The following is a 21,542-nucleotide window of genomic DNA, read 5'->3' as shown; positions in this document are numbered from 1 at the left end:
CGGCCGATAAGACTGTTCATCGCGACCCGATCACGTTGAAATCCAAGTCTCCGTAAATTAAAGATTTATTAAAATATGATGTTATGCTGGTGATGTTGTACGTAAGTACTTCTCTATCTCTAGGATGTGGTCTGTTTGTACAAAGTCATGGTCGAGATGAATTCTCTTTCGAGTATCGGTTGATGATGCCGCCATTAGAAAATCTGTCTCAGGGCGAAGCTTCCATAAGACATCAGGTTCCGTGCTGCGGCGTGACGACCATGGGCCTTCACCGTTTTGAAGGCCTTGATTTATGACGGGCATTCTCTGCGACCGTTTCATCGCTCCCACCGATCCGGCTTTGCTGGCTCAGTCCTGGTGCAATCATCTTGCGCCGGTCTTCGAGGCCGAGCTCGCGTCGGATGCCGATCTGGCCTCGCCGATCGCCCTGACCACGTATCATTTCGGGGAAGCCCTGATCGGCTCCGTGACCGCGCCGGCCCAGCGCCTGAAGCGCTCGGCCCGGACCATCGCCCGGCAGGGCGTCGACCACATCCTGATCCAGTTCTACACCGCCGGCCAAAGCCGGATGGGCGCCGCTCGACGCTCAGTGGAGATCAAGGCTTCCCAGCTCGTGGTCTTCGACCTCACCCAGCCGATCGTCAGCGAGGCCGGGCCGGTCTCTGCCACCAACGTGATGCTGCCGCGCAAGCTCCTCGGCGACCAGATCGCCACCATCGAGAATTTGCACGGGCAACCCCTCGATTACCGCTCGGCCCCCGTGCGGCACCTCTCCTACACGTACCTGTCCGGCCTGGTGGCCAGCGCCGCCTCCGCCGAGGCGCACCAGCTGCGCTACCTGTCGAGCGCGGCCGCCGATCTCTGCGCCGCCTGTTTCCAGCCCGACGTGAACCAGGCGCCGGCCCTCGACCGGCTCAACAAGATCGCCATCTGCCAGTTCATCGAGCAGGAACTGGCCTCGGAATCCCTTGGGATCGATACGCTGATCACCCAGTTCGGGCTTTCGCGGGCCACCCTCTACCGGCTCTTCGAGCATGAGGGCGGGGTCGCCAGCTACATCCGCGAGCGGCGCCTGCTGCGGGCGATGAAGCTCCTCGGCGCGGCGGGCGGGCGCCCGCGCATCTCGTCGGTGGCCTACGCCACGGGCTTCTCCGACGAGAAGACCTTCAGCCGTGCCTTTCGCAGACGCTTCGGATTCCTTCCGAGCGAGGCACTGGAGGAGCGGCTGGTCGCGCACCGTAGCCAAGATAGCATTCCGGTGCTGCTCGGCTGGATGCGGAGCCTCAGCGCCTGAGCGCCACACGAGATCGGCAGAGACGTCGCCCGTCCGATCGTGAGGAGCGTTATCGTAATTGCGGCCCGTTCGGCCGTTGAACCGCTCCGTGTTTCCCAGAGGCTCCCACTCTCGAGAGGGCGGAGCGAGGGCGAAGTGAATCCCACCGTATTCCCCTGAGGTTCGTGCCGGCGCGGTGCGGATGGTCCTGGACCACCAGGGCGAGCATGCCTCGCAATGGACGGCGATCACCTCGATCTCGGCCAAGATCGACGGTTCGGGCGGTCTTTTTCGAAAACGGTCACAGCGTCCTGAACGGCACGGCCGTGGACCTCCGTGGGCACGACGGCATCGAGACGTTTTATCTCGGATTGAATGCCAGGACCGCCGGTATCACGACGTCAGCAATCGTATTTTCAAATGTGGTCCCAGGAGGAAATCATCTTCCGAGAGAGTCGATAAATTAGGCAACACCGTTCATTGACGTTCGTTTCGATATCATTGCATATTTATTCATAAGCTAAGCTCGTTCAGAAGCGGGAATTTTCCACTTCGAGACAGGGCTACAACAGCGGGAACATTGCGCGAGACATGCTTTGTCTTGTGCCGGCCTGCACTCCATTCCGTTTCGACTTCACGAATGCGTGCTTGCGCCCGCCGATGGCACCCGCATGCCCGCGAGAGACGAGCCTCGATGACCGATTTCGCGAATTCCCCGTCTCATAGCCGCCGCCTTCAGAGCGCCCTGCTGGGAACGTGCCTCGCCTGCACCCTGCCGCTCGGTCTGACGGGCGCATGGGCTCAGTCGCCGAGCGCGATCGAGACCTTTACCGGAGAGGCCGGCCCCCGTACCGATCCGAGCGCGATCGGCGTCGCACCGGACGGCACCGAGAAATGGCATGGGCCGCTGGCGCCCTATGCGGCCAGCCTCGCCGCCCATGGCCTCAGCTTCGACGTCAATGCTTACGAATACTTCTTCTCCAATCCGAGCGCCGGACTTCGTCCGGGACAATTATCCAACTCGACCTATTATCTGCTGAGCCTCGACGCCGATCTCGACAGGATCGCCGGCATCAAGGGCGGCTGGTTCCACTACACGCAGACCTTCTTCGGCTTGCGTTGGAACAACCGCAACATGGGCGGAGACATCGGCGATACCACGATCGGTTATCAGCCGACCTTCAACCGCGACTTCGCCCGCCTCTCGGTGCTGACCTACGAGCAGCGCCTGTTCGACGATCGGCTGGCCATAGAGGTCGGACGCACCCATCCCAATCGCTATTATGCGCTGCCGCCCTGCCAATCGAGCGTCAGCTGCTTTCAGGACATCCTCCAGATCAATGCCGGCCTGAGTTCACCGCTTTACGGCGTGTGGGGCGGCAACGTCGCCTACAAGCTGTCGGCGCAGGATTACGTTCAGGCCGGCGCTTTCGCGGTCACAAGCGGCGCCAACTTCCTGTCGGGCTACGACTGGAACTACGAGCCGCTTACTGGCGCATTGGTCCTCGCGGAGGCCGGGCACGCCACGACCTTCGTGACGGATCCCTATCCGAGCCGGGTGGCGCTGACCGGCTTCTACAACACGGCCGACCACGCCGATAATTTCAAGACGGTGTTCGGCACCTCGAAGGGACTCGATCCCGGCGCCCCGGTGCTGCAGAAATCGGGCACTTCGGGCGTGATCCTCACCGCGAGCCAGGTCGTCTGGCGAGCCGATGGCGGTGCCGACGCGGCCAACCTGAACCCGACCTCCATCCAGGCCTATACCAGCCTCGCCTACGCGCCCGACCCGACCATTCCGATCCGCTGGAACGCGTTCGCGGGCGTCACCCTCCAGGCCCCCGACCAATCGCGTCCCTTCGACCGTTACGGGGTCAAGGTGAACTGGCAGCGGATCGCGGGTGACTACGCGCAGTTCCTCTCGGATGCCAACTTCATCTCGGGCGGGACCGGCGCACCGTATTCCCGCGACAAGCTTGTCTTCGAGGCCAACGCCCATCTGGCGCTCGGCCAGGGCATCTTCTTCGAACCGGTGATTCAATACTTGGTCAACGGGAATTCCTACTGGAACCCCTACACCGCCAACCGCAGCAAGGACGGCTTCTACGTCGGTGCGACATTGATCGTGCCGCTGGGAGCGATCTTCGGTCTGTCTCCGGGCTGAAGCCCCGGATCGTCGCACAGCCACCATCATTCAGAAGGAGGGCCATCATGGGTTCCCTGACCGAGACCAGCATCGACTATACCGTGCACCCCCGGGTCAATTCACACGACCCGATCCCGCCGCGGCCACGGCCGGACCGACCTGCGGACGTGATCCGGACGGATGAGGACGCCATCGCCACCGCGACGCGGCTCGCGGCGGACTTCGCGGTGGGAGCCGCGCTGAGGGACCGGGAAGGACTCCTGCCCCTGCCGGAACTCGACGCTTATTCCCAGAGCGGCCTGTGGGCGATCAACGTGCCGAAAGCCTATGGCGGCCCCGGGCTCTCCTATGCGACGCTCGCGAAGGTGATCGCGATCATCGCGGCGGCCGACAGTTCCCTCGCGCAAATCACCCAGAACCATCTTGCGATCAATGCGCATATCGACATCGACGGGACCGACGCCCAGAAAGCCGAATTCTTCGGTTGGGTCCTGGCGGGACTGCGCTTCGGCAACGCCTTCTCCGAACTCAACAGCAAGACCGTCGCCGCCTTCGAGACCACCATCCGCTATGAGGGCGACGAGGCGGTCATCAACGGCCAGAAATTCTACAGCACCGGTGCGCTTCTCGCGCATATCATTCCCATCGTCGCCATAGACCCGGACGGGCAAGGCTTCCTGTCCTTCGCCGACCGGGACGCGCCCGGGATCAGCATCAGCAACGACTGGTCGAGCTTCGGGCAACGCACGACGGCATCGGGAAGCGTGAACATCGACAATGTGCGCCTCCCGCGCCGCTGCCTCCTGCCGGTCAAGGCGTTCGACCGTCCCACCATCGCCGGACCGGTCTCGCAGATCATCCAGTCGGCGATCGATGCCGGCATCGCCAGGGGCGCCATCGAGGACACCATCGCGTTCGTGCGGACGAAGAGCCGGCCCTGGGTCGATAGCGGCCAGGACCGGGCGTCGGAGGACGTGTTCACCATCGCGGCAATCGGCGACCTCTCCATCCGGTTGCACGCCGCCGAAGCCCTTCTGGACATTGCCGGCAAGGCCATCGACCGCGCCCATACCGATCCGTCCGAAGCCAATGTTGGCGAGGCCACCGTGCGGACCGCCGAATCCAAGGTGTTGACCACCGATATCGCGATCCTGGCGACGAACAAGCTGTTCGAACTGGCGGGAACCCGCTCGACCCTGGCCCAGCACGGTCTCGACCGCCATTGGCGCAACGCCCGCACCCACACGCTCCACGACCCGGTTCGCTGGAAGCTGTTCCACGTGGGCAACCACTACCTCAACGGTATTCACCCGCCGCGCCATCCCTGGAGCTGACGCAACCGCGCTTCGGAGCCGACCGCCCGCCTCAACGGACTTGATCCATGACCCGCCAGATCCGCTTCAACGCCTTCGACATGAATTGTGTCGGCCACCAGTCGCCGGGCCTCTGGGCGCATCCGCGCGACCGGTCCTGGCAGTACAAGGACCTGGAATACTGGACAGATCTCGCCAAGACCTTGGAGTGGGGCATCTTCGACGGGATCTTCATCGCCGACGTCGTGGGCTATTACGACGTCTACAAGGGATCGAACTGGCACGCGCTGCATCAGGCGGCGCAGATCCCTGTGAACGACCCGATCCAGCTCGCGGCGCCGATCGCGCTCGCCACCGAGCATCTCGGCATCGGCATCACCGCCTCGACCTCGTTCGAGCACCCCTACACCTTCGCCCGCCGCCTCTCGACAGCCGACCACCACACCAAGGGCCGGGTCGGCTGGAACATCGTCACCTCCTATTTGGAGAGTGGGGCGAAGAATATCGGCGAAGGCGGACTCAAGCGGCACGATAACCGCTACGAGGTCGCGGCCGAGTATGTCGAGGTTCTCTACAAGCTGTTCGAGGGCAGCTGGGAGGACGGTGCCGTCCAGCGCGACCGCGACAGGCGTATCTTCACCGACCCGGCCAAGGTCCACGAGATCGCGCATCAGGGCCGTCACTTCACCGTGCCGGGCTATCATCTCTGCGAGCCGTCGCCCCAGCGCACGCCTGTACTCTATCAGGCCGGCGCGTCAGGCCCCGGCAAGGCATTCGCCGCGGGACATGCCGAATGCGTGTTCGTGGCGTCCCCGATCAAGGCGACCCTCAAGGCTTATGTGGCTGACGTGCGCGCCAAAGCGGCGGCCTCGGGCCGCGATCCGCGCGACGTCCTCGTCTACAACCTCACCACCGTCATCGTGGCCGAGACCGACGAGAAGGCGCAAGCGAAGTTCGAAGAATACCAGAGCTATACGTCCTATGACGGTGCTTTGGTCTTCATGTCGGGCTGGAGCGGGATCGATTTCGGGCAATACGCGCCCACCGATCAGATCCGAAAGGTCGAGACCAACGCCATCGTCTCGATGGTGGAGAATTTTGCCGGCTCGGAGAAGCCCTGGTCCATCGAGGAGCTGGCCCGCTGGGGCGGGATCGGCGGCCTGGGGCCGGTCTTCGTCGGCTCTCCCTCGACGGTCGCCGACATCCTCCAGGAATGGGCCGAGGAGACGGACGTCGACGGTTTCAACCTCGCCTATGCGGTCACGCCGGAGACATTCGAGGACGCAGTGAACCTGCTCGTGCCCGAGCTCCAGAAGCGTGGCGCCTATCCGAAAGCCTATCGCCCCGGAACGCTGCGCGAGAAGTTGTTCGGTCGCGGGCCGCTCCTGCCCGAGACCCACCCGGCCCATGCCTATCGCGATATCGAGGCGGTGAAGGCACGGGAGGCCGCGCTCCGCCCCGCCGCGGCGGCCGAGTGAGACCGGCCATGCCCGATCCGATCCTCACACTCACCGATGTCTCCCTGGCCTTCAAGGGCATCAAGGCGATCAACGCCCTGAGCTTCACGGTGGAGCGCGGCGAGATCTGCGCGCTCATCGGGCCGAACGGAGCCGGCAAGAGTTCGCTGCTGAACATCCTCAACGGCGTCTACAGGGCGGATTCCGGAGAGGTCGTGTTCGAGGGCGAGCGCTTCACCCGTATCCGTCCCCTGCAGGCGGCGCGACGCGGCATCGGACGCACTTTCCAGCATGCGGCCCTGTTCGGGAAACTCAGCGTCCTCGACAACGTCCTGGCGGGTCTGACGCGCCATAGCCGCACAACCCTCGTCGAGCATGCCTTCGGAGTATTCCGCGACGCATCCGAGACCGCGGATTTCCGCGACCGCGCCGAGGCCATCCTGGCCTTTCTCGATCTGTCGGCCCATCGCGACGCCATCGTCTCCACCCTGTCCTACGGGGTCCAGAAGCGCGTCGACCTGGCCCGTGCCCTCGTCGGCCGGCCGACGCTCCTCCTGCTCGATGAGCCGATGGCGGGCATGAACCAGGACGAGAAGCGCGCCATGAGCGCCTTCATCGCGGATGCGAGAGCCGAGTTCGGCACCACCATCGTCCTCATCGAACACGATATCGGGGTGATCATGGACCTCTCGGACCACGTCGTCGTGCTGGATTACGGCCGCAAGGTCGGGGACGGCACGCCGGAGGCCATCCGCACCGACCCGGCCGTCATCGCCGCCTATCTCGGCACGCCCCATTGAGGCCTTCCCAGCCATGAGCTTCTTCCTCGAGACCTTGGCCGGCGGCCTGCTGGCGGGGGTGATGTATGCCCTCGTCGCGATCGGCTTCGTGCTGGTCTACAAAGCGTCGGGCGTCTTCAACTTCGCGCAAGGCGCGATGGTACTCTGCGCTGCGCTCACCTTCGTCACCCTGCGGGAGAAGGGGATCGAACTCTGGCTCTCGGGCCTGATCACCCTGGCGATCCTGGTAGCGGTGGCGGTGGCGGTGGAGCGGGTCGTGCTTCGCCCCCTGGCCAACCGGCCTCAGATCACCCTGTTCATGGCGACCCTCGGGCTCTCCTACGTGATCGAGGGGACGTCGCAGCTCCTGATGGGAGCGAGCGTGCATGAGCTCGATCTCGGCATTCCCGACACGCCGATCGCATTCGGGCCGATCCAGCTCAGCCAGTTCGATCTCGCCGCAGCAGCCAGCGCGGGCGCGCTCGTCATCGCCCTGTCGCTCTTCTTCGACCGGACGCGGATCGGCCTGTCCCTACGCGCCGTCGCCGACGATCCGGGTGCGGCCCTCTCCATCGGCATCCGGCTGCAGACCCTGTGGGCGGTGGTCTGGGCCGCCGCCGGCTTCGTCGCCCTCGTGGCGGGCCTACTCTGGGGCGCACGCCAGGGCGTCCAGTTCTCCCTCAGCTTCGTGGTCCTGAAGGCGTTGCCGGTCCTCATCATCGGCGGCTTCACCTCGATCGCCGGCGCCATCGTCGGCGGTCTCATCGTCGGGGCGAGCGACAGTCTCGCCGAGATCTATCTCGGCCCGCTGCTCGGCGGCAGCGTCTCCACCTGGTTCGCCTACGTGCTCGCCGTCGCCTTCCTGCTCGCCCGGCCCTCCGGCCTGTTCGGCGAGCGCACCATCGAGAGGGTCTGACCAGATGCCCCCCGCCTCGGCCTCAATGATGCCCGCCCCCGCATTCCTGCGCCGCGTCATCGTCCCGATCCTGCCGGCCCGGGCCGTGATGCTGGCGCTCCTCGTCGCCACCGCCTTAGCGGTACCGGCCATTGCCAGCGATTACTGGCTCAACGCGATCCTGATCCCGTTCCTGATCATGACGCTCGCGGGCCTCGGCCTCAACCTGACCATGGGCTATGCGGGCCAAGCCTCGCTCGGCACCGGCGCCTTCATGGCGGCGGGGGCCTACGCCACCTACAATTTGCTCCTGCGGGTGCCCGAACTGCCGTTGCCGGTGAGTCTCGTCCTCGGCGGCCTCATCGCCGGTATGGTCGGGCTCGTCGTCGGCCTGCCGTCTCTTCGCATCAAAGGCTTCTACCTCGTAGCGACGACACTGGCCGCGCAGTTCCTGATCGAGTGGGTGCTGAACCAGTATCCGTGGTTCTCCAACTACGCCTCATCGAGCACGATCTCGGCGCCACGGTTGGCCATCGCCGGGTATGACCTGTCGCGGCCGGGTGGGCGCTACCTCCTCACCCTCGGCACCGTGGTGCTGGTGACGGCCGTGGCGTGGCGCCTGGTGCGAAGCCAGACCGGCCGCATCTGGATGGCCGTGCGCGACATGGACACCGCCGCCGCGGTGATCGGCATCCCGGTTGTGCAGGCCAAGCTCAAGGCCTTCTTCGTCGGCGCCACCGTCTGCGGCATCGCCGGTGCGCTCTGGGCCTTCGCCTATCTCGGCACGGTGGATGCGCGCAGCTTCGATCTCGACCGTTCGTTCCAGGTGATGTTCGTCATCATCATCGGCGGGATGGGCAGCCTCGCCGGCTCGTTCATCGGCGCGGCCTTCATCGTCCTGCTGCCGATCCTCCTCAGCCACGTGGCCGGGATCGCGTTCGGAGGCGCCATCGATGGCGGCCAATTGCAGAACCTCCAGCACATCCTCTTCGGCGGCCTGATCGTCTGGCTGCTGATCCACGAGCCGGACGGCCTGTCGGCCCTCGCCAGCCGCCTTTGGCGCCGCCTCGCCGCGCGCGCCTGATCCCCTCGCCCCTACACTCCCGGAGTTTCCCGATGACGATCCTCACCCGTGCGATCCGCGCCGCCGCGGTCGCGGCCTCCTTCGCCCTGGCGGCGCCTGTCTCGGCCGGGGAGGCGAAGGAGCAGTACTTCCCGCTGGCGACCTTCCGGGTCGGCGCCTACGCGTCCTCCGGCATCCCTTCCTGGGCGGGGGTGATCGACTACCTGCGCTACATCAACGAGGTCGAAGGCGGCATCAACGGCGTGAAGCTGTTCTGGGACGAGTGCGAGACCGAATGGGCGGTGGAGAAGGGGGTCGAGTGCTACGAACGGGTGAAGGGCGGCAAGAACGGGTCGCCGGTGGCGGTCTTCCTACCGCATGGCGACCCGGTCTCGAAGGCGCTGACCGAGAAATCGGTGGCCGACAAGATCCCGCTGATCACCACCGGCTACGGCCGCACCGAGGCCATCGACGGACGGGTCTTCCCCTATAGCTTCACGGTGCTCTTCAGTTTCTGGAGCGAGGCCTCCTCGGTGGTGAACTACATCGCCGAGCGGGTGGGCGGAAAGGACAAGCTCAACGGCGTCAAGATCGCCACGATCTATCACGATAGCCCCTACGGCAAGGAAACCCAGACGCCCCTCGACATCCTCTCGAAAGAATACGGGTTCGAGAACATCCAGATCCCGGTGCCCCATCCCGGCAACGACCAGTCCGCGCAATGGGCGCGTGTCCGTCAGATCAAGCCGGACTGGGTGTTCCTGCGCGGTTGGGGCGTGATGACGCCGGTGGCGATCAAGACCGCGGCCAAGACCGGCTTTCCCGTCAACCGGATCATCGGTGGGATCTGGTCGGGATCGGAAGAGGACGTCCGGCCCGCCGGGAGCGTCGGCAAGGGCTATCTGGCGATCACGCCCTTTCCCGCAGGCCAGGATTTCGAGATCCTCAAGAAGATCAAGACGGAGATCGTCGATAAGAACCGCAGTGACCTACGGGATGCGAAGAGCTTCGGCTCGGTCTACTACAATTCGGGGATCATCGAGACGATCATCGCCGTCGAGGCGATCCGAACGGCGCAAGCGCGCTTCGGCCACCGGCCCATCACCGGCGAGGAGGCTCAATGGGGCCTCGAACATCTCGTCCTCGACGAAGCCCGCCTTAAGCAGATCGGCGCCGAGGGGCTGGTGCAGCCCCTCGAGCTCTCGATCAAGGATCACGAGGGCGGCGGCGCCGGCAAGGTGCTGCAATGGGACGGTGCCAAATGGGCCGTCGTCAGCAACGGCTGGGTGAAGTCGGACCGCGAACTCCTGCTGCCGCTGATCTACGAGCGCGCCGCGGCCTACGCGAAGGAGAAGGGCATCGTCCCCCGCACGGCCGAATCTTCCGAGGCCAGCGCACGCTGATAGGGGGCGTCATGACGCGGTCGCACGATTTCCTCGCCGTCGAGTCCATCGAGGCCTCCTATGGGCAGGCGGGGCCCGCCCTGCGCGGTGTCTCGCTCACCGTCGAGGAAGGCTCCATCGTGGCGCTGCTGGGCTCCAACGGCGCCGGCAAATCCACGACGCTGCGGGCGATCTCGAACCTGCTCGGACCGCAGCGTGGCGCCCTGCGGGGCGGCAGTATCCGCTGGCGGGGCGAGTCGACGGCCGCCCTCGATCCGGCCGATCTGGTGCAGCAGGGCATCGTGCAGGTGCTCGAGGGCCGTCACGTCTTCGGGCAGCTCACCGTCGAGGAGAATCTCAGAACGGGTGGCTTCCTGCGCCGCCCGAGCCGGCGGCAGCTCGCGGACGACCTGGAGCGGGTCTATGCGTGGTTCCCCCGCCTGCGCGACCGGCGCTCGGCCAAGGCCGGACTCACGTCCGGCGGCGAGCAGCAGATGGTGGCGATCGGCCGGGCGCTGATGACCCGCCCGACCCTGGTCCTCCTCGACGAGCCGTCGATGGGGCTCGCGCCGATCATCGTCGGAGAGATCTTCGAGATCATCCGTCGCCTCAACCGTGAGGAGGGCGTGAGCTTCCTCCTCGCCGAGCAGAGCGCCAACCTCGTTCTGGCCTATGCCGACCGTGCCTACGTGTTGGAGAGCGGTCGCGTCGTCGAAGCCGGCCCGGCTGCGGACCTCGCCGCGAGCGGCCGCCTCGGCGAGATCTACCTCGGGGGGGCTGCGACGGCGACGCGGCACTGACCATTTCCCATTCTCGATCAAGGACAGGCGATGAGCGAGCCGAACACGACCGCTTGGGGTGCCGCCATTGTCTCGTACTGAGCGACACGGCGCTCACGGATGTCGTTCGGGATTGCACCGCGCGTCAGACGCCCCTGGTTCTCCTGATCGAGAATCAGCCCGTAAAAATCCTGTACGAGGCGGGCGAGTTGGGCGTCGGTCAGCATCGGCGTCGCGTTCAGCGTCGAGAAGATAGTCTCTGACGCGACGTATAGCTGACAGGCCCGTAGCTTGGCAGTCCGCCCGTCCGATGTCCCGAGGCTGCGCACCATTTCGGTGAGGCGCAATTTCGGCTGCAGGCCGGTCGGTACGCGTCGGCGGAAATGAAAGGTTCGTCCACGCAGGACGACATTCGCGATCGGTGCCACTCCGCTCCTTCGGCACCTGGCTGGGTGCCTTGTGTAGCAGCGGTGTGTAGCAACAGGCTCACACCGCAGGGCGACTGCGCGAGGAGCTCAATGATCTGAATGACTTAGGTGAGACAGTGGCTGGGGGACGAGGATTCGAACCTCGACTAGAGGAGTCAGAGTCCACTGTTCTACCGTTAAACTATCCCCCAACGAACCCTTTGAAGACAAGGCGTTTTTTACCGCCGCTCTTCGAACTGGGCCGGAAGCTTCGTGAGCGCCTCCGAACGAGGTTGTTCGCATAAGCCACTGCTCCCGTCCGGTCAACCACCCCGATGACGCCAAAATCACCGAGGATGGATTTCCACGGTCGGCGTCTCGCGGGCGGCGGAGTCGACTTCCCCGCCCAGCCTAGACCGGCCTTGCCGAGGGAGATGCAACCCGCCGACATCCATGTCACGCATTCCCGACGCGACGCACGCGCGCCCCCGCTCCTGACTGGCCGTATGTGCTGCGGCCGTGGGGCCATTCGTCCGATGGGAAAATCGTGCGTAAATGTCAGCTCACCGAAACATCCATACTTGTCCGGGGTTGGCGAAGAGAGCGTGAGGCCCGATTCATTCCGGCGGCGTTTTGGGCAGGGACCGTCAGTGTTCGAGGAACGTCACAGGGTCCGCGTGGAATGAGCCCCGCCGGACAAGAGCGCTCCCGCCATGGGGCGAGGGAGGTCGCGGGTTGAGCGCGCGCGAATACGATCTTCTCGTCATTGGCGGCGGCATCAACGGCGCGGGTATCGCTCGCGACGCGGCCGGGCGCGGCCTCGGGGTGCTGCTCTGCGAGAAGGGCGATCTGTCCGAGTTCACTTCGTCCGCCTCGACGAAACTCATTCATGGCGGTCTTCGCTACCTTGAACATTACGAGTTCCGACTGGTGCGGGAGGCACTGGCCGAGCGCGAGCGCCTATTGCGGCTCGCTCCCCACATCATCTGGCCGCTGCGCTTCGTCCTGCCACACGACGAGGGCTTACGCCCTGCCTGGATGCTGAGGCTCGGTCTGTTTCTCTACGACCACCTCGCCCGCCTGCAGACCCTGCCCGGCTCGGCCTCCCTGCGCCTGCAAGGCACGGATCTGGGCGCGCCGTTGCAGCCGCGCCTGACGCGCGGGTTCGCTTATTCGGATTGCTGGGTCGAGGATAGCCGCCTCGTGGTGCTCAACGCCATGGATGCGCGCGAGCGCGGCGCCGAAATCCGGACGCGCACCGCCGTCGAATCCGCCCATCGCGATGAGACATCCTGGGTCGCCACAATCCGCGACGTTGTATCCGGCCGCCGCGAGACCGTACGTGCGGGCATGGTCGTCAACGCCGCTGGTCCCTGGGTCAGTGAGACCCTGGGGCGCACGCTCGGCCTCGCAAGCCGTGCGACGGTCAGGCTCGTCAAGGGTAGCCATATCGTCGTGAAGAGGCTCTATGACGGAGCGCAGGCCTATATCCTGCAACAGCCGGACGGGCGGATCGTCTTCGCGATCCCCTACGAGCGCGACTTCACCCTCATCGGTACCACGGATGTGCCCCATGGGGAGGAGCCGGGCCCGGTCCGAATCTCCGAGGACGAGACCCGCTATCTCTGCGACTGCATCAACCGGTCGTTCCGGGCTCGGGTCAGCCCCAACGACGTGGTGTGGAGCTTCTCGGGCGTGCGCCCGCTCTTCGACGATGCCGCCACGAATGTCTCTTCGGTCACTCGCGACTACGTCCTCGATGTCTCGGACCGCGATGGCCTCCTGCCCGTGCTCTCGGTCTATGGCGGCAAGATCACCACCTACCGGCGCCTCGCCGAACACGCGATCGGTAAGCTCGCCCCCTATCGACCGGGGTTGAAGCCCGCCTGGACCGCCACTGGGATTCTTCCCGGCGGCGACTTGCCGAATGCCGATATCACGAGGTTCCTCGACGATCTCATGGCGCGACGGCCCTTCCTACCGCCGATGATGGCGCGGCGCCTGGCCCGTGCCTATGGCACCTGCACGGACGAGCTACTGGGCCCGGCACGGAGCCTCGCCGATCTCGGCACCGATTTCGGAGAGGGACTCACGGCGGCGGAGGTGGATTACCTGATCGATCGCGAATGGGCACGCAGCGCGCAGGACATCCTCTGGCGCCGCTCGAAACTCGGCCTGCATCTGTCACCCGAGGGACAGGCCCGGCTCGAAGACTATATGACCGGCAAGGCCAGCGCAGCCTGAGAGCCGATGGACTCGCGCCCGGCCTCGCGAGCCGTACAGGAACGACACGCTCCAAGGATGGGAGGCGGCCATGACCCGTTATGTCGGTGCCCTCGATCAGGGCACGAGCAGCACGCGCTTCATCGTCTTCGATCGCGGCGGCGCAATCGTCGCGTCGGCCCAGCGTGAGCACGAGCAGATCTATCCCTGCCCCGGCCATGTGGAGCACGACGCGAACGAGATCTGGCGCAACACCCGCATCGTCATGCGCGAGGCCCTGGCGATGGCGGGGCTGGTCGCTTCCGACCTCGTCTCCATCGGCATCACCAACCAGCGCGAGACGACGTTGATCTGGGATCGCGCCACCGGGCGCCCGCTTCACAACGCCCTGGTCTGGCAGGATACGCGAGTGGACGGGCTCGTGAACGAGTTCGCGCGCGATGGCGGCAAGGACCGCTTCCGGACGGTCACGGGGCTACCCTTGGCGAGCTACTTCTCCGGCCTCAAACTCGCCTGGCTCCTTGACCAGGTGCCCGGCGCCCGCGTAGCGGCGGAGGCCGGGGATGTCCTGTTCGGCACCATCGATAGCTGGCTCGTCTGGAACCTCACGGGCGGACCCGCGGGCGGTCTGCACGTCACCGACGCAACCAATGCCAGCCGAACCCAGCTCATGGCTCTCGACACCCTCGATTGGGATCCCGGCATGATCTCGGCCTTCGGCATCCCGCGGGCGATGCTGCCGAAGATCGTCTCCTCGAGCATGGTCTATGGCGAGACGCGCGGCGCCCTCCCCGGGGTTCCTATCGCCGGCATCCTCGGCGACCAGCAGGCGGCCCTGTTCGGCCAGGCCTGCTTCTCTCCGGGCGAGGCCAAGAACACCTACGGCACCGGCTGTTTCGTGCTGATGAATACCGGCACGGCGCCGGTACCCTCCACCTGCGGCCTCGTCACCACCCTCGCCTACCGGCTCGGTGATCAGGCGCCGGTCTATGCGCTGGAAGGATCCATCGCCATTACGGGGGCCCTGGTGCAATGGTTGCGCGACAACCTCGGCCTCATTCGGGACAGTGCCGAGATCGAGCCCCTCGCCCGCACCGTGGAGGACAATGGCGACGTGTATTTCGTGCCGGCCTTTTCCGGGCTCTACGCGCCGCATTGGCGCGAGAGTGCGCGTGGCATCATCGCGGGCCTCACCCGCTACGCCAACAAGGGCCACATCGCCCGCGCCGCTTTGGAGGCCACCGCCTACCAGACCCGCGAGGTCATCGAGGCGATGGAGACGGATTCCGGGATCGCCATCAAGGAATTACGGGCCGATGGCGGCATGGTCCGCAACGACCTCCTCATGCAGTTCCAGGCGAACCTCCTCGCGGTGCCGGTTCTGCGCCCGAAGGTGACCGAGACCACAGCACTGGGCGCCGCATACGCGGCAGGCCTCGCCACGGGCTACTGGGCCGGCACGGGCGACCTCGTCGCCAATTGGGGCGTCGACCATCGCTGGCACCCACGAATGGACGAGGACCGGCGCAACCGGCTCTACGCCGCCTGGGGCAAGGCGGTGACGCGTTCGTTCGGGTGGACGGAAGCGACGGGATGAGGAAGGTCGGCCATTGCCGGCCTTCTTCGCCTCACCGTGACCCATTGAGAGAGAAATTGGAGGCCTCGCCCGGAATCGAACCGGGGTGCAAGGATTTGCAGTCCTCTGCGTAACCACTCCGCCACGAGGCCTCTCGCACATCCCATCGATGAGGGAATGGCGCCACCGGATCGGACGGTCGATCCGGGGTGACCGGTCTCTTACAGAGCCCGGGCCCCATCCGCAACGGGGATTCCGCGACAGGAGGCCAAACGGTGGCGAGGCCGTAAACAAAGCCGACAAATATGCGAAGAGGCCTTGCGTCCCGCCAAAGCCGTGTGTAGAGACCCCGCCGTGGTCCCCGATAGCTCAGTTGGTAGAGCAAGCGACTGTTAATCGCTTTGTCGTAGGTTCGAGTCCTACTCGGGGAGCCAATTTCCTCTTCGGTCGATTGTGACGCCGAACGAGGTATGGGTGTGAGGCCGAGCGGTCTCCTCATTTCAAACCTATTCCTGTTCAACCTCGGCCATCCATGAGCGCTTCGTTCCGCCGGACCGGCTATGCGTGGGTAGTGCAATGCGGTAGCGTCACTCGGTGCGGGGGACGTCATATTTTCGGCGTGTAGTGCTCGCATTGAGCTTCTATGTTCTCGAGCGGACGGGGCCTTCCTAACGATGGCAAAGATCGCTGACTCCGGGGGCAGTCAGAGACGGGGGCATGTCATGCTGCGGTCTATCTCCATCGTCGGAACCGCATTGCACGTTCGATGAAGTCTGCAAACATCCTGATGGACTACACGGATCTGGTGTCCTTCTTCAAAAGAGGGTTGCCGATCACCGGGATCCAACGCGTCGTCTATGAGATCACCAGCGCTATACAGGCGGACGATCTCGACTGCGTCATCACTCCCATCGGCATCACCCCCTTCAAACGGCGGCTCGCGCCCATCAGTGCCCCGATGTTGGAGCTCATCGAGGCCTATGGCCGGACCAATACCGTCAAGGGGCGCTCCCTCGTCGCCAAGGCGGTGGAGGAGCTGAGTTATGTCCGCATCTTCAAGAACCAGCCGGCGGCGGCTGCCGACAGTTCCATGCCCCGGTCCGCCCCGTGGCTCGTCATGCTCGGGGCGAGCTGGTCGCGCTCGAATTATGCCGGCATCGTCAGCGCGCTGAAATCCGCCAACATCTCCTGTCGCAAGGCGATCCTGGTCCACGACATGCTGCCGATCGAGCAGCCGAAGCTCACCTTCCGTTCAGCCCATGAGACGTTCAAGCGCTGGATCGATCTCGTGCTCGAGACGGCGGATGTGATCTTCACGCCATCTCGCGCCACCGCGGAAGCCTTGATCACCTATCAGGGGTTCGATTGCGGGCGGATCGTGACCCTCGATTTCGGAGTGTCGCAGATCGGTGACAACACCCCGCCGAGGCCGTTGAAGGTGAAGGGGCCCTACATCCTCTATGTCTCTTCGGTGCATCCGCGGAAGAATCACCGGGTCGCCATCAAGGCTTGGTCATTGGCCTTCAAGGGCAATGAGGAGGCGGCCCCGAGCCTGGTCTGCGTCGGGCACAGCAAGCGCAGGAAGCGCATGATGCTACGCGCTATTGTCAGGCGCACGCCGCTGGCCCGGAAGCTTCACTTCCTCGCCAAAGTGGACGATCTGGCGCTGCGGACCCTCTACAAGAACTGCCAGATGTTCCTGTTTCCCTCCCGCTACGAGGGGTGGGGCCTCCCGGTCGCCGAGGCCCTGAGCTTTGGCAAATTCGGCATCGTCTCGAAGACCACGTCCCTGCCCGAAGTCGGTCAGCACTTCGTCGATTATGCCCCTCCCCATATGACGAGCGAATGGGCCGCCAAGATCAAATCTTACGCTAGCGATCCCGGGTTGCTCCGGGCGAAGGAGCGCGAGATCGACAGGAACTATCGCCCCGCTACCTGGACCGATACGGGCCGGCAGATCATGGCGGCCCTTCGACGTGTGGACGAGGAGGCCAAGACCGCTCGGGCCGTCAAGCGTCCCACCCCGTCCCACGGGACCCCGGCGCCGGCGGACACCGCCAGGCAGCGCGTCTCTCAGACGACATCGTGATGCTGGTCGCTCCCTCGCTGCCTTCCCATTAACGTGAACTCCTGCCCTGGACACCCCGCAGGAACCGCCTTAATCAGGCGCACCAATGACTTGAAGAGGATCCATGGATTCGGGATCGAGGCAATCAAATGCGAGATGACCTTGCTGTCTGTCGGCGAGATAAGATCTTTGGTCGCGTTGGATTGCTGGGTTTATAGTCACCTAAGCATCGATATCACTTTGTTTGGCTCCTAAATATTGATTGCCGTGGGACGAAAGCTATAGCGTCGATCGTGTTGATGCTTGTGGGTCTAGGTTGTGCAGTGACGATGAGGTCGTCGTTTTCGTTTAGATAATCCAAGAATTGAGGACGTGATCTATGGCGACATCCATCACCCGGTACGTGCGTGAAAAAGGCGAGATTCCGCTGGCCTGGGCCGGTTCGACCATGGACATGAACTATCTCAACTTCGGCGACGCTTTGAGCCCGGTGATGATCGCGCTGCTTTCGGGCAAGCCGATCCGCAGAACGCCGATGAAGTCCTTCGCGCCTCGCCTGTCCTGCGTCGGTACGATCGGACACGGCTTCGCCAATGGTGAGGTCTGGTTCTGGGGGACGGGCTGCTCGAACTGGGCCAACCCCTCGGCGCCGGCGAACGAAAAGAAGCCGTTCGTTCCTTCGGCGAATTCGCACTTTACCGTGACCGCCACACGTGGGCCGGTCTCGGAATCGCTCCTCTCGGCCAAGACCCTCTCGCATGCCGTTCCCTACGGTGACCCAGTCTGGCTGCTGCCGCTTTTCTACAAGCCGACCGTCAAGAAGCGCTACAAGCTCGGTGTCATCCTACATCTGTCGGAGCTCGCCAATCGCGAGATGGAGGCGGTGCCGCGCAAGGAAATCGCGCGCTTCAGAATTCCGGCCGAACTCGCCGACGACGTCCATCTCATCACGACCGTCACCGAACTGCATGTCGGCGCGCTTCAGTCGAAGATCGACGAGATCCTGTCCTGCGAGCGGATCGTTTCCACCAGCCTCCACGGGATGGTGATCGCGGAATCCTACGGCATTCCCTGCCTGTATTTCGCGCCGAGCCTGAGCAAAGACGGGCTGCAATCGGTGGAGCTTACCCGCGAGGGGGATGTCGACCTGCGCATCGTCGATCTCTATACCGGCCTCGGCCTGCCGAAGATCGATGTCTACAATCAGCCGCGGCCCAAGCCGAGCGACTGGCCCGCCATCATGAAGGCCATCGACAAGAGCTGGTCGCCGAAGAGCTTCGATGGCGATGCCTTGATCAACGCCTTCCCTGTCGATCTGAGCCCGATCTCCGCCGCGCCCGGCGAGACGATCTGGGAGCACAAGGCACTGACCGACCTGAAACTCCGCCACGATGTCGGCGAATTGAACCGTCTCGACCGCAAGGAATTTCCGGGAGGTGCCAAGGCGGTGGCTGCCCGATTTCCTGATGAACCTTCCAAAGGCGCTCCCCAAGCTATGGCTGAAAAAAATGCCCCCCAACCGACTGTCGAAGATGCTGCATTGGACGACGCGGCGAAGTTAGAAAAAAAAAAGACTTCCGCCGCTCTCCTGAAGCGCGTTAGGTCGACCTTGCCGCCCGGTTCAGTTCCCTTGGCCTGGGCGGCCAGCTCTCAGAAGTTTCCCCACGCAAATTTTGGTGACGCACTGAGTGCCGTGATGGTCGCCGCCATCTCGGGATGCGTCGTGCGGCATGCGGCCTTCGACAGCAATTCCGAGCGTCTCGTCGCGGTCGGTACCATTGGACACGCCATCCGCAACGGGACGGTCCACATGTGGGGCACCGGTCTCGATGCCCAGCGCTGCCCGGGTAGTCCGAACCCGGCGCCTTATCAGCGGCCTGCGGGAACCGAGTTCCACGTCCATGCCGTGCGTGGCCCCAAGACCGGCGCCGTGCTGAGGGCGCAGGGTATCGCGGTTCCGGAGATCTACGGCGACCCCGTTTACCTGCTGCCTAAATTCTGGCCCATGGATCACGTGGTGAAAACCCATGAGATCGGCGTCATCGTTCACCTGACCGAGCTTGCCTCCCAGGACCCCGCCGCCACTGTTCTCGACGTGATGACCCGCTACGGCATTCCCCCCGAGCGCGAGGGTGACATCCGGATCATCAACACGATCACCGACCGTGATGCGCCGTCCCTGCGCGCCAAGGTTGAGGAGATCGTGTCCTGCCGACACATCCTCTCCACCTCGCTCCACGGCCTCGTGATCGCGGAATGCTACGGTATTCCCAGTTCCTGGTTCGCTACCTATGGCCAGGGTGAAGGCCGGGAACTCAAACTCGACGACGATCAGGAGAAAGTCGATCACCGGGTGCGGGATTTCTATCTCGGCGCCGGTGTGACCCGCCTCAACGCCTTCTGCCTGGAGCGGCGCGCCAAGCCTGAATGGGACAAGGCCCTCGACTGGATCAAGGCCACATGGCGTCCCTTGGCCTACTCGCCCCAGGCCCTGTTCGAGGCCTTCCCGCTGCCGAAGGCGGTCGAGTACGAGGCGACCCCCTGGCCGGTGGAGCCGAAAGTGCTCAAAGCGCTGAAGTTCTAGGCTTCCGGCTCCGCGGAACGCGTCATATCGTCGTCCACGCGGCGATCTGGGAGAGCTGAACTCCGTCCCTTTCGGAGACGTCACCGCCCGGGGAGCAGGAACGAAATGCTTCCGTCATGGACCCGGGCCGCCGACGCGAAGACGGCACTTGGTCCAACTCTTTCATTTGGTCCGAGTCTTCTATCCTTGTCGCCAACGACCCATCGCAGAACCATCCAAGGAAGTCTGGAATGCCTAAAAGTGTGATGCTGGATGGGTATAACCTCGGGCTGGAGAAGGGTACCGGCGTCGCCACCTATGCCCGCAACCTGAGCTACGAGTTGCACGAGCTCGGCTATCGGACCGATGTCCTCTACGGGACCCGCGCCTCGCCAGGCATCGATCCGCTCCTGCGCGAGATCTCGTTCTTCGATCCGGCGGTCGGTACCCCGCCCCAATGGCTGGTGATCCTGCGCTATATCCGCGACCAGCTCACCTCACCTCTCGGGCGGCGTGCGGTGAAAGTGCCGATCACCGGCACCGTCATCAGCAAGACGTTCGAAGCGCGGATGCCGTATTTCGATCAGATCTGGAACAGCGTGAATCTGTTCGACGTCTCGCTCAGCTATTTCAAGACCTACAACCGCACGCTACGCGTCAGCGGCCTGCGCACGCCCGACATCATGCATTGGACCTATCCTCTGCCGATCCGGATTCCGGGCGCCAAGAACATCTACACCCTGCACGACCTCGTGCCCCTGCGCCTGCCCTTCACAACCGGCGACATCAAGCGGCGTTACCTGCGCCTGATGCGGCGCATCGTGAAGGATGCCGATCACATCGTCACCGTGTCCGAGACCTCGCGCCGCGACATCATCAACCTGCTCGGCTGCCCCGAGCACCGGATCACCAACACCTACCAGTCGGTGGAAATCCCGAAGAAGTTCGCCGAGAAGCCCGAAGACGTGGTCCGTCGCGAGATCGAGGGCGCGTTCGGCTTGCCCTATAAGGGCTATTTCCTGTTCTTTGGCGCCATCGAGCCCAAGAAGAATGTCGGCCGCCTCGTCGAAGCCTATCTTGCCAGCCAGGTCTCGGCGCCTCTCGTCATCGTCGGCGGCGCGGCCTGGAAATCGGATGTCGAGTTCAAGTTCATCAATCCGACGACGAACTCGTATCTCGAACAGATCGACAACATGACCTACCAGCGCGACCGCATCCGGCGGTTCGACTACGCGCCGTTCTCCCTTCTCGTCAGTCTCATCCGCGGCGCCAAGGGCGTGGTGTTCCCCTCCCTCTACGAAGGCTTCGGCCTGCCGGTGTTGGAGAGCATGCTGCTCGGCACCCCGGTCATCACCTCCAAGGAGGGCTCGACGCCGGAGGTCGCCGGCGATGCCGCCCTGTTGATCAATCCCTACGATGCCCGCGACATCGCCGACGCGATCCGCGCCGTGGATTCGGATGCGGATCTGCGCGGGCGCCTCTCCGAGATGGGCAAGGTCCAGGCGGCGAAGTATAGCCCCGAGATCTATCGCGGCCGCCTCAAGGAACTCTACGAGCGACTCTGAACGAACCTTTCCGGACCGCCGCCGGCCTCGTCGGCAGGCGGTTCGGACCACGA

The 21,542-nt window shown here is 64.3% G+C and carries 15 protein-coding genes and 3 tRNA genes; 15 read left to right on the top strand and 3 right to left on the bottom strand.

All coding sequences use genetic code 11. The annotated features are described in order from the left end of the window. The first annotated feature begins 292 nt into the window (after nt 1–292). The 9 genes from ASF32_RS22350 (at nt 293) to ASF32_RS22310 (ending at nt 11,108) form a co-directional block, all read left to right on the top strand. Entirely contained in the window at nt 293–1,294 is a 1,002-nt protein-coding gene (locus ASF32_RS22350) for a helix-turn-helix domain-containing protein (protein ID WP_056433940.1), read from the top strand. Nucleotides 1,295–1,967: 673 nt separating this feature from the next. Beyond that, nucleotides 1,968–3,437 carry a carbohydrate porin gene (locus ASF32_RS22345; protein ID WP_056433937.1) on the top strand — a complete coding sequence of 490 codons (1,470 nt, stop codon included), beginning with the start codon at nt 1,968–1,970 and terminating at the stop codon, nt 3,435–3,437. A 47-nt stretch (nt 3,438–3,484) separates the two neighbouring features. Further along, nucleotides 3,485–4,753 (top strand): SfnB family sulfur acquisition oxidoreductase, encoded by a 1,269-nt coding sequence (locus ASF32_RS22340; RefSeq protein WP_056433934.1) that lies wholly within the window; start codon nt 3,485–3,487, stop codon nt 4,751–4,753. A gap of 47 nt (nt 4,754–4,800) precedes the next feature. Further along, a complete protein-coding gene (locus tag ASF32_RS22335) occupies nt 4,801–6,210 on the top strand; it encodes an LLM class flavin-dependent oxidoreductase (protein WP_056433930.1) in 1,410 nt (469 codons plus the stop codon). 8 nt (nt 6,211–6,218) lie between these two features. Further along, complete coding sequence (locus ASF32_RS22330) at nt 6,219–6,989, top strand: ABC transporter ATP-binding protein (RefSeq protein WP_056433926.1); 771 nt, start codon at nt 6,219–6,221, stop codon at nt 6,987–6,989. Between the two features lie 13 nt (nt 6,990–7,002). Continuing rightward, complete coding sequence (locus tag ASF32_RS22325; RefSeq protein WP_056433922.1) at nt 7,003–7,884, top strand: branched-chain amino acid ABC transporter permease; 882 nt, start codon at nt 7,003–7,005, stop codon at nt 7,882–7,884. Nucleotides 7,885–7,888: 4 nt separating this feature from the next. Further along, nucleotides 7,889–8,947: a branched-chain amino acid ABC transporter permease gene (locus tag ASF32_RS22320; protein ID WP_056433919.1), complete on the top strand. Its 1,059-nt coding sequence runs from the start codon at nt 7,889–7,891 to the stop codon at nt 8,945–8,947. Nucleotides 8,948–8,979: 32 nt separating this feature from the next. Continuing rightward, nucleotides 8,980–10,329, top strand: a complete 1,350-nt coding sequence (locus tag ASF32_RS22315) for an ABC transporter substrate-binding protein (protein ID WP_056433916.1) — start codon at nt 8,980–8,982, stop codon at nt 10,327–10,329. Nucleotides 10,330–10,340: 11 nt separating this feature from the next. Further along, nucleotides 10,341–11,108 carry an ABC transporter ATP-binding protein gene (locus tag ASF32_RS22310; protein WP_056433913.1) on the top strand — a complete coding sequence of 256 codons (768 nt, stop codon included), beginning with the start codon at nt 10,341–10,343 and terminating at the stop codon, nt 11,106–11,108. A 17-nt stretch (nt 11,109–11,125) separates the two neighbouring features. Here ASF32_RS22310 and ASF32_RS26080 read toward each other — a convergent pair whose 3' ends face one another. Both ASF32_RS26080 and ASF32_RS22300 read right to left on the bottom strand, forming a co-directional pair. Further along, a complete protein-coding gene (locus tag ASF32_RS26080) occupies nt 11,126–11,515 on the bottom strand; it encodes a DUF6538 domain-containing protein (RefSeq protein WP_200919229.1) in 390 nt (129 codons plus the stop codon). 117 nt (nt 11,516–11,632) lie between these two features. Continuing rightward, nucleotides 11,633–11,706, bottom strand: a tRNA-Gln gene (locus ASF32_RS22300). 523 nt (nt 11,707–12,229) lie between these two features. Here ASF32_RS22300 and glpD point away from each other — a divergent pair. Both glpD and glpK read left to right on the top strand, forming a co-directional pair. After that, nucleotides 12,230–13,738, top strand: coding sequence for a glycerol-3-phosphate dehydrogenase (gene glpD / locus ASF32_RS22295; RefSeq protein ID WP_056433907.1), 1,509 nt, complete (start codon nt 12,230–12,232; stop codon nt 13,736–13,738). 70 nt (nt 13,739–13,808) lie between these two features. Next, on the top strand, nt 13,809–15,314 hold the full coding sequence (gene glpK, locus ASF32_RS22290; RefSeq protein ID WP_056433903.1) for a glycerol kinase GlpK: 1,506 nt from the start codon (nt 13,809–13,811) through the stop codon (nt 15,312–15,314). Between the two features lie 57 nt (nt 15,315–15,371). On the opposite strand, the gene ASF32_RS22285 is transcribed toward glpK, so the two are convergent. Next, nucleotides 15,372–15,445, bottom strand: a tRNA-Cys gene (locus ASF32_RS22285). Nucleotides 15,446–15,651: 206 nt separating this feature from the next. On the opposite strand from ASF32_RS22285, the gene ASF32_RS22280 reads away from it, so the two are divergent. The 4 genes from ASF32_RS22280 to ASF32_RS22265 all read left to right on the top strand — a co-directional run bounded on the left by ASF32_RS22280 (nt 15,652) and on the right by ASF32_RS22265 (nt 21,489). After that, nucleotides 15,652–15,727 (top strand) — tRNA-Asn (locus ASF32_RS22280). Between the two features lie 332 nt (nt 15,728–16,059). Continuing rightward, the gene (locus ASF32_RS22275) at nt 16,060–17,382 is read left to right on the top strand and encodes a glycosyltransferase family 1 protein (RefSeq protein WP_056433899.1); all 1,323 of its coding nucleotides are present in this window, start codon (nt 16,060–16,062) and stop codon (nt 17,380–17,382) included. Nucleotides 17,383–17,740: 358 nt separating this feature from the next. Further along, nucleotides 17,741–19,945 carry a polysaccharide pyruvyl transferase family protein gene (locus ASF32_RS22270; protein ID WP_056433894.1) on the top strand — a complete coding sequence of 735 codons (2,205 nt, stop codon included), beginning with the start codon at nt 17,741–17,743 and terminating at the stop codon, nt 19,943–19,945. A gap of 230 nt (nt 19,946–20,175) precedes the next feature. Further along, nucleotides 20,176–21,489 carry a glycosyltransferase family 1 protein gene (locus tag ASF32_RS22265; protein ID WP_244477932.1) on the top strand — a complete coding sequence of 438 codons (1,314 nt, stop codon included), beginning with the start codon at nt 20,176–20,178 and terminating at the stop codon, nt 21,487–21,489. The last annotated feature ends 53 nt before the right edge of the window (nt 21,490–21,542 follow it).

This window comes from Methylobacterium sp. Leaf91 (genome assembly GCF_001422815.1).
Classification (GTDB): Bacteria; Pseudomonadota; Alphaproteobacteria; order Rhizobiales; family Beijerinckiaceae; genus Methylobacterium.
This window is presented reverse-complemented; position numbering and strand designations above follow the sequence as displayed.

Coding starts and splice junctions, on each gene's coding strand:
- ASF32_RS22350 (WP_056433940.1), top strand. CDS start 293: ATGACGGGCATTCTCTGCGACCGTTTCATCGCTCCCACCGATCCGGCT.
- ASF32_RS22345 (WP_056433937.1), top strand. CDS start 1,968: ATGACCGATTTCGCGAATTCCCCGTCTCATAGCCGCCGCCTTCAGAGC.
- ASF32_RS22340 (WP_056433934.1), top strand. CDS start 3,485: ATGGGTTCCCTGACCGAGACCAGCATCGACTATACCGTGCACCCCCGG.
- ASF32_RS22335 (WP_056433930.1), top strand. CDS start 4,801: ATGACCCGCCAGATCCGCTTCAACGCCTTCGACATGAATTGTGTCGGC.
- ASF32_RS22330 (WP_056433926.1), top strand. CDS start 6,219: ATGCCCGATCCGATCCTCACACTCACCGATGTCTCCCTGGCCTTCAAG.
- ASF32_RS22325 (WP_056433922.1), top strand. CDS start 7,003: ATGAGCTTCTTCCTCGAGACCTTGGCCGGCGGCCTGCTGGCGGGGGTG.
- ASF32_RS22320 (WP_056433919.1), top strand. CDS start 7,889: ATGCCCCCCGCCTCGGCCTCAATGATGCCCGCCCCCGCATTCCTGCGC.
- ASF32_RS22315 (WP_056433916.1), top strand. CDS start 8,980: ATGACGATCCTCACCCGTGCGATCCGCGCCGCCGCGGTCGCGGCCTCC.
- ASF32_RS22310 (WP_056433913.1), top strand. CDS start 10,341: ATGACGCGGTCGCACGATTTCCTCGCCGTCGAGTCCATCGAGGCCTCC.
- glpK (WP_056433903.1), top strand. CDS start 13,809: ATGACCCGTTATGTCGGTGCCCTCGATCAGGGCACGAGCAGCACGCGC.
- ASF32_RS22275 (WP_056433899.1), top strand. CDS start 16,060: ATGAAGTCTGCAAACATCCTGATGGACTACACGGATCTGGTGTCCTTC.
- ASF32_RS22270 (WP_056433894.1), top strand. CDS start 17,741: ATGGCGACATCCATCACCCGGTACGTGCGTGAAAAAGGCGAGATTCCG.
- ASF32_RS22265 (WP_244477932.1), top strand. CDS start 20,176: ATGCCTAAAAGTGTGATGCTGGATGGGTATAACCTCGGGCTGGAGAAG.